This window comes from Herbaspirillum camelliae (assembly GCF_001929405.1).
Classification (GTDB): domain Bacteria; phylum Pseudomonadota; class Gammaproteobacteria; order Burkholderiales; family Burkholderiaceae_D; genus Herbaspirillum; species Herbaspirillum seropedicae.
In genome coordinates this window covers 76,223-87,749 of sequence record NZ_KV880769.1, presented here as the reverse complement: position 1 = coordinate 87,749, position 11,527 = coordinate 76,223, and the positions used below count along the sequence as shown (strand labels likewise).

11 protein-coding genes are annotated in these 11,527 nt (G+C 64.8%); 10 read left to right on the top strand and 1 reads right to left on the bottom strand.

Annotation, left to right across the window (positions count from 1 at the left end; genetic code table 11):
• Positions 1 to 398: 398 nt before the first annotated feature.
• Entirely contained in the window at positions 399 to 1,385 is a 987-nt protein-coding gene (locus tag BGK68_RS00375; RefSeq protein WP_075255439.1) for a helix-turn-helix domain-containing protein, read from the top strand.
• 60 nt (positions 1,386 to 1,445) lie between these two features.
• Here BGK68_RS00375 and BGK68_RS00370 read toward each other — a convergent pair whose 3' ends face one another.
• A complete protein-coding gene (locus tag BGK68_RS00370) occupies positions 1,446 to 2,180 on the bottom strand; it encodes an IclR family transcriptional regulator (RefSeq protein ID WP_075255438.1) in 735 nt (244 codons plus the stop codon).
• 346 nt (positions 2,181 to 2,526) lie between these two features.
• Between BGK68_RS00370 and BGK68_RS00365 the strand changes: the two genes are divergently transcribed.
• The 9 genes from BGK68_RS00365 (at position 2,527) to BGK68_RS00325 (ending at position 11,516) form a co-directional block, all read left to right on the top strand.
• Positions 2,527 to 4,083: an acetolactate synthase large subunit gene (locus BGK68_RS00365; protein ID WP_075255437.1), complete on the top strand. Its 1,557-nt coding sequence runs from the start codon at positions 2,527 to 2,529 to the stop codon at positions 4,081 to 4,083.
• 49 nt (positions 4,084 to 4,132) lie between these two features.
• Positions 4,133 to 4,927: an SDR family NAD(P)-dependent oxidoreductase gene (locus tag BGK68_RS00360; RefSeq protein ID WP_075255436.1), complete on the top strand. Its 795-nt coding sequence runs from the start codon at positions 4,133 to 4,135 to the stop codon at positions 4,925 to 4,927.
• A gap of 40 nt (positions 4,928 to 4,967) precedes the next feature.
• Positions 4,968 to 6,005 carry a WD40/YVTN/BNR-like repeat-containing protein gene (locus tag BGK68_RS00355; RefSeq protein WP_075259632.1) on the top strand — a complete coding sequence of 346 codons (1,038 nt, stop codon included), beginning with the start codon at positions 4,968 to 4,970 and terminating at the stop codon, positions 6,003 to 6,005.
• 14 nt (positions 6,006 to 6,019) lie between these two features.
• Positions 6,020 to 6,517, top strand: a complete 498-nt coding sequence (locus tag BGK68_RS00350) for a VOC family protein (RefSeq protein WP_075255435.1) — start codon at positions 6,020 to 6,022, stop codon at positions 6,515 to 6,517.
• Between the two features lie 66 nt (positions 6,518 to 6,583).
• Entirely contained in the window at positions 6,584 to 7,186 is a 603-nt protein-coding gene (locus tag BGK68_RS00345; protein ID WP_013235878.1) for an amino acid synthesis family protein, read from the top strand.
• A 32-nt stretch (positions 7,187 to 7,218) separates the two neighbouring features.
• Positions 7,219 to 8,088: an alpha/beta fold hydrolase gene (locus BGK68_RS00340; protein ID WP_075255434.1), complete on the top strand. Its 870-nt coding sequence runs from the start codon at positions 7,219 to 7,221 to the stop codon at positions 8,086 to 8,088.
• Entirely contained in the window at positions 8,085 to 8,408 is a 324-nt protein-coding gene (locus BGK68_RS00335; RefSeq protein ID WP_075255433.1) for an NIPSNAP family protein, read from the top strand. Before BGK68_RS00340 ends, BGK68_RS00335 begins: the two co-directional genes overlap by 4 nt.
• The gene (locus tag BGK68_RS00330) at positions 8,405 to 10,039 is read left to right on the top strand and encodes a bifunctional 3-(3-hydroxy-phenyl)propionate/3-hydroxycinnamic acid hydroxylase (RefSeq protein ID WP_083657694.1); all 1,635 of its coding nucleotides are present in this window, start codon (positions 8,405 to 8,407) and stop codon (positions 10,037 to 10,039) included. Before BGK68_RS00335 ends, BGK68_RS00330 begins: the two co-directional genes overlap by 4 nt.
• Positions 10,040 to 10,073: 34 nt before the next feature.
• Positions 10,074 to 11,516 (top strand): NAD-dependent succinate-semialdehyde dehydrogenase, encoded by a 1,443-nt coding sequence (locus tag BGK68_RS00325; protein WP_075255432.1) that lies wholly within the window; start codon positions 10,074 to 10,076, stop codon positions 11,514 to 11,516.
• Positions 11,517 to 11,527 lie beyond the last annotated feature (11 nt).

The following is an 11,527-nucleotide window of genomic DNA, read 5'->3' as shown; positions in this document are numbered from 1 at the left end:
CGAGTGCAGGGCGGCGCAGTTAGCCCAAATGAGCAATTCGGCGCAGCGGAGCAGCGGGGTATTGCTGCGCAGAAATGATTGACTGCCCAATAGTTGCCCGGCCTGCATTGATGTTGTGCATAAAAAACTAAAGTTGCACTATTTTGAAAAGTGCGTCCCCAAAGCTTGGAAAATTGTAAAAGTATTTGCTAAATTTTGGCTTTGAGATAAATTTGCACAAAACAGATATGCAAGAAGACAAACAAGCAGAAGCCGCACGGCCTCCGGACCCGATGCCATCGTGGTTCTTGATACCGATGCAGGCCACAAGCAAAACAATTAAAAATGCAGGCACGTTAAATGCATAGAGACAGAGCCACGCTAGCCGGGAGCAAGCGCGGTTCACTTGGAGAGAGACCATGTTGCAAAGCATTCACCGTTTTCAGGACGTGCATGTGCATGCCGCCGCCATTGGCGCATGGAAGCAGACCTATGCACAGATTTCCGCGGGCAAGCTGGAGAGTTCGCTGATGCAGTTGTCGACCCGGCGTTGCCACGCCTTCCGCGAGCGTATCAACAAGCGCGTCGTGCAGCATGGCGAGGCGCCCAGGGACCAGATCTGCTTTGCCTTCCCCATCGCCGCCCCGGGTGCCGCGCATGTGCAGGGACGCGAAGCCGATGACAAGAGCATCCTGTTCCTGCAGGGCGGCGAGGAGTTCATGTTCCACATGCCCATGGACACTGACCTGCTCTCGCTGACCTTCGACCGCGACCTGTTCGAAGAGCATCTGCACCAGATGCCCGATCCCGACCGCATCGTCGCCTTGCTCAAGCAGCCCGTCATCAAGGTCCCGCCCAAGGGGCTGCGCGCCTGCCGCGAACGGCTGCTGACGCTGTTTTCGCATGCCATGCTGCAGTTCGACGACGGCCCGCGCCAGGCCGATATGCCGAGCGTGCAGACCCTGCAGCGCGAGCAGGCGCTGGAGTCGTCGTTGCTGGGCGAACTGCTGGGTTTGCTCTCCACCCCCGACTGCGACCCCGTGCGCCAGATGAGCACCACCCGCAGCTATATCGTGGAGAAGCTGCACCGCCAGACCATCGTTGACGCCGCCAATGTGCCCAGCATCTTCGAGGTCTGCCAGCGCCTGCAGGTGAGCCGGCGCACGGTGCAGAACAGTTTCCAGACGGTGGCCGAGACCACGCCGTTGAATTACCTGCGTTGCGTGCGCCTGAACGGCGTGCGGCGCGAGCTGTTGTCCACCACCCACCAGGAAGCCTCGATTGGCGACATCGCTTCACGCTGGGGATTTTTCCACCTCAGCCATTTTGCCGAGGATTATCAGGCCTTGTTTGGGGAGTTGCCGTCGCAGACGGCGCGGCGAGCGCCACAGAAGATATTCCAGTAGGAACGCCTGTTGCCAGGCCAGTAACGCCGGTCGATGGACCGGCGTTTTTTTGTGTGCGCTTCAGCCCGCAATCCGCGCCGTAATCTTGCGCGCCGCATCCGTAATCAGCCCGGACAGAAATTCCCGATTGAAGGCATTGACCCGTTCCGTATTGCCGGCCAGCGTGATGCTGCCCAGGATGCGCTGCTTCTCATCGAAGATGGGCGCGGCAATACCGGTCTTGCCGGGGTCCAGTTCGCCTTCGCTCACGCAATAGCCATCCTTGCGGATCTTCAGCATCACCTTGGAGAAATCGCGCCAGTTGCTGCCCACCAGCCGCAGCTCTTCGGCGCTGGCGCCGTCGAAATGCTTGCGCAACTGGCGCGGCAGCAGATAGGCCAGGATCACGCGCGCGGTGGCGCTGTGGAACAGGTCCATGGGCGTGCCGCGGCCGAAGTTCAGGCGCGCATCGCTGCTGCCCGACTCCTGCAGGATGGTGATCACAGTCGAGCCATACAACTCGCTGATCAATAACTCCAGCCCGGTCTGCGCCACCAGGTCGCCGACGATGTCTCGGCTGGCCGAGAGCAGCGGGTCGAACTGCGTCATGTGGCGATCCAGCTCGATCACCTTGGGCCCCACTGCATAGCCGCGCGGCATCTTCACCAGCAGACCGGCATTGCCCAGCTCCCGTACATAACGATAGGCGCTGGCTGGGGTGTAACCCAGCTGCGCACAGATGAGTTCGATGTCGATGACGGGTTGGCTGGGCTTGAACAAGGTCAGGACTTCCAGCATGCGGCTCAGGCTATTCATGGTCTAGGGCAGTGAAGACGACAGGGCAACAAGGGCAAGGGCGGCAACCGGCAGGCCGGCGGCTGGCTATTGTACGGCCACCCACGTCGCGGGAACGCGCGGCGGCCACCAATTGCCGATTTGGGCTCAAGCCTATTGCACAAATCTCTTATATTCAAAATCAAGCAATAAATCATTAATCCGGAAAAGCCGAATTATGGACAAATTTCGTCTATACGAGAATACATGATTTTATTTCGGATTGATTGCGATGCCGCAAACCAGCCTGCCGCAGCGGCCTGGCTGGTCTGTTCAACCCCGTAGAAGCGCCTGCGCGGCGCTGGCCGCTGGCGGCAAAGGAAGAGAGATGACCCGATACACTGGAGCGCACGCCCTATGGGCCGGTCTGCTGGACCAAGGCGTGGACACCTGCTTCGCCAACCCCGGCACCACCGAACTGGACCTGGTCCGTGGCCTGGAGAGTTTCCCCAAGCTGCGCTGCGTGGTGGCGCTGCAGGAAAACGTCTGCACCGGCGCGGCCGATGGCTATGGCCGCATGCTGGGCCGCCCGGCCAGCACCCTGCTGCACCTGGGGCCGGGCTTTGCCAATGGCATCGCCAACCTGCACAATGCCCGCCGCGCCCGCACGCCCATCGTCAACATCATCGGCGACCATACCAGCTGGCACCTGCCCTACGACGCGCCGCTGAGCTCGGATATCGAATCGCTGGCGCATCCGGTCTCGGGCTGGGTCCACCGCATCACCGGCACCGCCGACATCGCCCCGGCCGCCGCAGAATCGGTGCGCCAGAGCACGGCCGCTGGCGGGCAGGGCAGCACGCTGATCTTCCCGGCTGATTTCCAGTATGCGGAAATGGCGGCGGCGAGCCCTGCTGCGGTCACTGAAAAAGACACCCAGCAAGCCGACGACTACCAACCGGACCAGGCGCTGGCGCGCCTCCAGGGCACGCAGCGCGTGGTCTTCCTGTTGGGCGGCGGCGGTGAAGAGAGCGGCCTGGGCGCGCGCGCCCAGCGCGCCGTGGCGCGCATCGCCGCGCACACCGGATGCAGTGTCTACGCTGAAACCTTCCCGGCGCGCGCCGAGCGCGGCCAGGGGCTGCCTTCCTTCGACCGTCTGCCCTATTTCCCCGAGCCGGCCCGCAAGGTCCTCGATGACGCGGACCTGGTGGTGCTGGTGGGGGCGCTGCCGCCGATCACCTACTTTGGCTATGTCGGCCATCCCAGCGCCCTGGTCGCGCCGGAGCGTCTGCTGACCATCAGCCTGCCGGGGCGTCCTGCTGCCGGGCGCGTAGAACAACTGGCCGATGCGCTGGGTGCGCCGGCCTACGTGACGCCGCAGCACGCGCTGCCGCCGCTGCCCGAGGGCGAGCTGACGCCGCAGAAGATCGCCGCCGTGCTGGCGCGCGAGCTGCCGGAGCGCGCCATCGTGTCGGTGGAGGGCGGCACTTGCGGCTATCCCTTCTATGCCGTCTCGGACGCGGCCCGTCCGCATACGGTGTTGACCAATACCGGCGGGGCCATCGGCCAGGGCTTGCCGGTGGCGCTGGGGGCGGCGGTGGCTTGCCCGGAGCGCACCGTGGTCGGCCTGCTCTCGGATGGCAGCACGCAATACACCATCCAGACCCTGTGGTCGCTGGCGCATGAAAACGCCAGGGTGGTGGTATTGATCGCCGCCAATCACCAGTACGCGATCTTGCGCAACGAACTGCGCCGCGACGGCGCCACCCTGGGTGAGCGCGCCGCGCAGATGACGGCGCTGGACCATCCGCGCATCGACTGGGTGGGGCTGGCGCAGTCCTATGGCGTGCCGGCCTCGCGTGCCGAGACCGCGCAGCAATTGCAGCAGCAGCTGCAGGCGGCCTTTGCCGGCACGGGGCCTGCGCTCATCGAGATGGCGCTGTAAATCATTTTCCTCATCACAGGCATGACCTGGCATTGAACAAGGAGCAAGCATGGAACTGAAACTGCAAGGCAAGGCCGCCGTCGTCACTGGCGGCAGCCTGGGCATCGGACGGGCAGTAGCCGAAGCGCTGGCGCGTGAAGGCGTGCGCGTGGCCATCGTGGCGCGCAGCAAGGGCAAGCTGGAAGAAGTGGCCAGTGAGCTCAGCCAGAGCACCGGCACCGAAGTCATCGCCGTGGCCGCCGACGTGAGCAATACCGAACAGGTGGAAGCGGCCGTGGCGCAGGCGGCGCAGCACTTTGGCCGCATCGACATCCTGGTCAATGGCGCGGCCCATCCGGGTGGTCTGGTGCGTTCGGAAATCCAGCATGCCAGCCCCGAAGGCCTGCTCGAAGACATCAACATCAAGGTGGTCGGCTACATGCGCTTTGCCAAGGCAGTCGCCCCGCACATGCGTGCTGGCGGCTATGGCCGCATCATCAATATCGGCGGGCTGACCGGTCGCGGCAGCAAGCAACTGTCCGGCATGCGCAACGTGGCCATCTGCCATCTCACCAAGACCCTGTCGGACCAGCTGGGTCCGGACGGCATCACCGTCAATGTGATCCATCCCGGCGTGGTCGAGACGCCGCACATCCACGAGCTCTACGAGAAGGAGGCCAAGCTGCAAGGCCTCACCCCCGAGCAGGTCGAGCAGAACTACGCCAAGGCCACGCCGATCCGCCGCGTGCTGCAGGTGGAGGAGATCGCCGATGTCGTGCTGTTCCTGGCGTCCCCGCGTGCGGCGGCCATCACCGGCGAATCCATTGCGGTGGATGGCGGCATCACCCGTGGCATCTACATCTGACCCGATACCGACATTCCGAATGACTGAAGAGGACACCATCATGCAAGGAACCATCCTGGTCGGCACCGCCGGCCAAGGCATCGTGCGCAGCGTCGACAATGGCGCGACCTGGCACCGCCTGGGCCTGAAGGAAGCCATCGAATTCGACGGCGTGGTACGCAGCCTGGCCGTCGATCCCTCTGATCCTGCCCGCGTACTGGCCGGCGCCGATGCGGGCATTTGCCTGAGCATCGACGGCGGCGCGCACTTCAAGCGCATCGCCTCTCCCGCTGACGACCAGACCGTCTGGTCGATCGCCTTCAGCCCCAGCAACCCCAAGCTGGTCTTCGCCGGCACCGGCGCACCTTCGCGCGCCCGCATGTATCGCTCGCGCGATGGCGGCCTGTCGTGGCAACAGCTGGATGTGGAGTTGCCGGAATTCTGCTCGGGCGTGCACAAGCCGCGCATCCTGACCATCTTCGTGCGTCCCGATGCGCCCCAGGAAGTCTGGTTCGGCGTGGAAGAGGGCGGTGCCTGGCGCAGCAATGACGAAGGCGATACCTGGACCCGCATCGATACCCCGGGCCGCGGCATCAACAATTCCGACATCCACGCCATCACCGTGCTGCCAGCGACCGCTGATGCGCCGGTCAAGCATGTGGTAGTGACCGTCAACTCCGTCTGCGAGAGCACCGACGATGCCGCCAGCTTCACGGCCAAGGCCTCCAAGGAACGCTTCGACGGCATGTACTACACCCGCACCATCCAGGCGCTGGACCCAGCGGGCAATCAATTGCTGCTGGCCATCGGCGACGGCACGCCCGGCACGCGCACCCGCATCTACCGCTCGGAGGATCGCGGCCAGAGCTGGCAGGCCAGCGTGCTGCATACCGCACCCAATTCCACGGTGTGGGCCTTTGGCGGCCATCCGTCGGACCCACAACTGCTCTTCGCTGGCACCAAGTACGGCTACCTGTTGCGCTCCACCGATGGCGGCCGCAGCTGGTACAAGGAATGGCGCGACTTCAGCGAAATCACCTCGGTGGCGTGGACGCCCTTCGTGGCGCCGGTGCACGCCCATCCGCAATCGATTGACTAGACAAAGGAGGCGTCATGTCCGCAACCGCCACCCCCACCGCTGCTGCAGCTACGGCGATCAAGCCGCGCATCCGCCGCACCCACCTGGCCCTGTTCGTCAAGGACCCGCATGGCTCGGCGCCCTGGTACGAAGACGTGCTGGGCATGACGGTCACGGCCCGCGCCGAGCGCTGGGTGTTCCTGTCCTTCGGCAAGAAGCACCACGACATCGCACTCATCCGCGTGGAAGAACCCAGCCAGGCCGTGCGCGGCGAGGTCAACATGCAGCACTACGGCCTGGAGGTGGAAGGCGACATGGAGGAATTCCGCCGCCTCTACGGCATGTTGCTCGCCAAGGGCATCGAGATCTTCAAGATCACCGATCACAAGGTCGGCTACGGCATCTATTTCCACGACCCCGACGGACACCGTTTCGAATTCTTCTTCGAGACCACGCACGACGACGAAGAAGGCAAGCGCCTGCTGGGCCAGTACAACGCGCCCAGCGACAGCTTCCATCTGGATCCGCTGTAAGGCCGCGTCCCGTATCCGCGTTCCTGCATCCCATTGCACTGTATTGCATCGTTCAAAGGACATTCCATGAAGAGCCCCAATTTCGCCAACTTCCACATCCGCAAGTGGTTCCTGCAAATCGAAGACACCCTGGCCGGCGAGAGCGGCAAGGAGGCCGATGGCGCGCCGCTGCGCAAGATCGTCATCGCCGCCTGCCTCCACAATCCCTTCGCTGGCAAGTATGTCGAAGACCTGTCGTCCTGGATCGAACCTTCGCCGCTGCTGGGCCAGGAATTCGCCCGCCGCATCCGCGAGGCGGCCCAGGGCCAGGCCATCGAGAGCTATGGCAAGGCTTGCCTGGTGGGGGTGGATGGTGAATACGAACACGGCAATGCCTTGCTGACCAACCCGGCCGCCAACCCGGTGCGCGAAGGCGTGGGCGGGGCCAAGTCCTGGGTGCCGTCGACGGGCAAGCGCGGCGGTCCCGGCACCATCATCGATATTCCGCTTGCGCACAAGGATGCGCTCTATGTGCGCTCCCATTACGACACCGTCAGCGCCCAGTTCAACGATGGTCCCAACCGCGACGAAGTGGTGCTGATCTGGGCCTTTGCTACCCGTGGCCGCCTCAACGCCCGCCTGGGCGGGCTGAAGGCTTCCGAGGTGAAGGGGCAGGACGGCCTGGTCTGAGGACCCTGGGCGCATCCGCTACGGAGACCATCATGCAGCGCAGAGATTATTTGCTGACCCTGTCGGGGTTGAATTTCCACATCACCGAATGGGGTGATCCGCAAGGTTTTCCGCTGCTGCTGCTGCATGGCATCCGCGGCTATGGCGAGACCTTTGGCGACCTGGCGCAACGGCTGCCGCCAGGCTACCGCTGCATCGCCCTGGACCAGCGCGGACGCGGCCAGAGCGACTGGGACGCCGGCGCCAATTACTACACCGACGCCTACGTGGCCGACATGGAAGCGCTGGTGGCGCGCCTGAACCTGCGCCAGTTCGACCTGCTCGGCCATTCCATGGGCGGCATCAACGCCATCGTCTATGCCGCCCGCCATCCTGCCAAGGTGCGTCGGCTCATCATCGAGGATGCCGGTCCCGGCGCCTTCGAGAACAGCCCTGGCGCTACCCGCATCCGGCGCGAACTGGCCACCACGCCCAGCCACTTCGCCAACTGGGACGAGGCCAGCGCCTTCATGCGCGCGCTGCGTCCGTCGGTCACCGAAGAGGCGCGCCAGCAGCGCCTGCACAACATGCTCAAGCCGGTCGAGCGCGGCGGCTACACCTGGCGCTATGACCACGTCGGCATCAGCAGCACGCGGCTCTCGCCGGACCTCAGCCGCGTGGTCGATCTGCGGCCGCACATCATGGCGCTGATGTGTCCCACGCTGGTGGTGCGCGGGGAGCGCTCCGACTATCTGTCGGCCGAGATGGCGGCCGAGATGCGCCAGCTCAATGCGCGCATCCTGACCAGCACCATCGCCGACGCCGGCCACTACATCCATGATGACCAGCCGGAAGCCTTCGCCGAGGTGGTGCGGCAATTCCTGACACAAGAACAACACGAGACGGTAGAGGAGAACCCATGATCCACGAACTGCGGACCTATACGATGGTGCCGGGCGGGGTGCGCGACTACGTGCGCATCTACAACGAATGTGGCCGCGAGCACCAGGTGCGCATCCTGGGCAATCTGGTGGCGATGATGATTCCCGAGAGCGGCGACCTGAACCAGCTGGTCTACCACTGGGCCTTCGATAGCCTGGAAGAGCGTTCGCGCCGGCGCACCGCGCTGTTGGCTGATCCGCAGTTTGCCGAGTTCCGCAAGCAGGTGCGTGGTCTCCTGGTGCAGCAGGAAAGCCGCCTGCTCACCAGTGCGCCGGCCCCCTCGGGCGGGAGTGCTTCATGAGCGCAGTGGCACAGGAGCAGGCCGTGCCAGCACAGGTCATGCAAGCGCAGGTGCTCATCGTCGGCGCCGGCCCGGTCGGCGTGACCCTGGGCAATCTGCTGGGCACCTATGGCATCTCGACCCTGCTCATCGAGCGCAATCTCGATGTGCTCGATTATCCGCGCGCCGTCGGCATCGATGATGAAGCGCTGCGCACCTTCCAGTCCGCCGGCATGGCCGACGCCATCGTGCGTGACGTGATCCAGAACGTGCCCATGCGCATGTACACCGCCGACCGTCGCTGTTTCGCCGAGATCCAGCCGACCACGCGCGAGTTTGGCTGGTATCGCCGCAACCTGTTCTCGCAGCCGCTGGGCGAGGCGACCTTGCGTCTGGGCCTGCGCCGTTTTGACCACGTCAGCCTGCGTTCGGGCGTCGAACTGCTGGACCTGGTGCAGGACGAAGAGGGCGTGCAGGCGAGCATCATCGATGAACACGGCGCGCAGCGCACGCTGCGCGCGCAATACGTGGTGGGTTGCGATGGCGGTCGCAGCACCGTGCGCGAAAAGATCCTCAAGCTGCCCTACGAGGGCAAGACCCATCCGGCCAAGTGGGTGGTCATCGAGTGCGATGGCGATCCGCTGGATGCACCCTATACGGCGCTGCACTGCGAGCCGCAGCGCCCCTATGTCTGCCTGGCCCTGCCCTATGGCGTGCGGCGCTGGGAATTCATGCTGTTCCCCGGCGAGGATGGCGAGCAGATGCTGGCGCCGGAAAAGGTGCGCGAGCTGCTGCGTGAACATGTGCGCGATGTCGATGCGCTCAACATCATCCGCGCGCGGGTCTATACCCACAATTCGCGGGTGGCGGGTTCGCTGGTGTGCGGACGCATTTGCCTGGCCGGCGACGCCGCCCACATCACGCCGCCCTGGATCGGGCAGGGGCTCAATGCCGGTCTGCGCGATGCCTTCAACCTGGCCTGGAAGCTGGCCTGGGTGCTGCAGGGCCGGATGAAGCCCGAGCTGCTGGCCAGCTATCACGAGGAGCGCCATGCCCACGTGAAGGCCATGATCGACCTGGCCGACCTGTTCGGTGCCGTGCTGTCGCAGAAGAACCGCCTGCTGGCCTGGTGCCGCGACAAGTTCTTCCTGGCCATCAAGGATATTCCGCGCGTGCGTGACTACGTGCTGCAGATGAAATTCAAGCCCATGCCCAGCTTCAGCAGCCAGGCCGTGATGCAGGACGATGCGCGCAATCGCAACGACCTGGTGGGACGCATGTTCCTGCAATCGCTGGTGGAGAACGGTGCGGGCGAGGTGATGCGGCTCGATGACCTGTGCGGCGGCCGCTTCGTGCTGCTGAGCTGGCGCTGCGATGTGCTGGCCGCGGCCGAACCTGGCTTGCGCAGCCGCATGCAAGCGTTTGGCTGCGATTACCTGCAGGGTGTGCGTTCGCGTTCTGGTCCGCGTGGGCAGGTGCTGGCCGGCTCGGGCGTGGTGGTCCAGGACTATGAGAACAAGCTCAATGCCTGGTTCAAGGAAAAGGGCGTGGACTGGGTCTTGCTGCGTCCTGACCGTTTCATCGCCGCCGCTGGCCGCGCCGGCGATGCGCCGCAGGTGGTGGCGCGCTACCTCGACCAGGTCGCCGCCTAGGCCGCCTCTTTTTGCCATTTTCAAGGTGATACCCATGTATCCAGATCTACAGCTCTATATCGATGGACGTTTCCATGGCGTCGAAGGCCGGCGCTACCAGGAGGTGCGCGATCCGGCCACCGGTGACGTGCTGGGCCGCCTGCCCTGGGCCGAGCGCGCCGATATCGAGGAGGCCATCCAGGCCGCCCACCGCGCCTTCCAGCAGTGGCGCCAGGTGTCGCCGCTGGAGCGCTCCGACATCCTGCGCCGGGCCGCCACGCTGGCGCGCGAGCGTGCCCAGGTCATGGCGCCGGCCATCACCATGGACAACGGCAAGCCGCTGGCCGACGCCGTGGCCGAGATCATCAATGCCGCCGAACACCTGGACTGGCACGCCGAGGAAGGCCGCCGCCTGTATGGCCGCGTGGTCGGGGCGCGTCATCCCGAGGTGCGCCAGCTGGTGGTGCGCGAGCCGGTCGGTGTGTGCGCGGCCATCAGTCCCTGGAATTTCCCCTTCGGCCAGGCGATGAAGAAGGTCGCCGCCGCGATGGCGGCGGGCTGTACGGTGGTGCTCAAGGGACCGTCGGAGTCGCCGGCGGCCATCGTGCTCATGGCGCAGCTGTTCCACGATGCCGGGGTGCCGGCGGGCGTGTTCAATATCGTCTCGGGGGTATCGTCGGAGATTTCGCAGCACCTGATCGAGTCGCCGCTGGTGCGCAATATCTCCTTTACCGGCTCGGTGCCGGTGGGCAGCAAGCTGGCCGCGCAGGTGGCGCTGCACATGAAGCGCATGAGCATGGAGCTGGGTGGCCATGCACCGGTGCTGGTGTTCGACGACGCCGAGGTGGAGCCAGCGGCCCGTTTGCTGGCCCGGCTGAAGACCCGCAATGCGGGCCAGGTTTGCGTTTCGCCCTCGCGCTTCTATGTGCAGAAGGGAATCTATGCGCGCTTCGTGGCGGCCTTTGCCGAAGCGCTGCTCCAGGTCAAGGTCGGCCCCGGCCATGAACCCGGCGTGCAGATGGGACCGCTGATCCATGGTCGTCGCTTCGAGGCGGTGCAGGGCCTGATCGACGACGCCCTGGCCCAGGGCAGCGAGCTGGTCACGGGCGGCGCGCGCCTCGGCCAGCGTGGCCATTTTTATGCGCCCACGCTCATTACGGGCGTGCCGCCCTCGGCGCGGGTGATGCAGGAAGAACCCTTCGGCCCCATCGCCGCGGTGACGCCCTTCAGCCAGCCGGAGGAAGCCATCGCCATGGCCAATGCCTTGCCGCTGGGACTGGCTTCCTATGTCTTCACGCAATCGCTGGACACGGCGCACCGCGTCTCCCGCGACCTGCAGGCCGGCATGGTCAATATCAACCATTCGGGCATGGCGCATCCCGAGCTACCCTTTGGCGGCATCGGCGAGAGCGGTTTCGGCAGCGAGGGTGGGACGGAAGGTTTCGAGAGCTTCCTGATCACCAAGATGATCAGCCAGATCACCCACGTGCCAGCCTGAACAACGCGCAT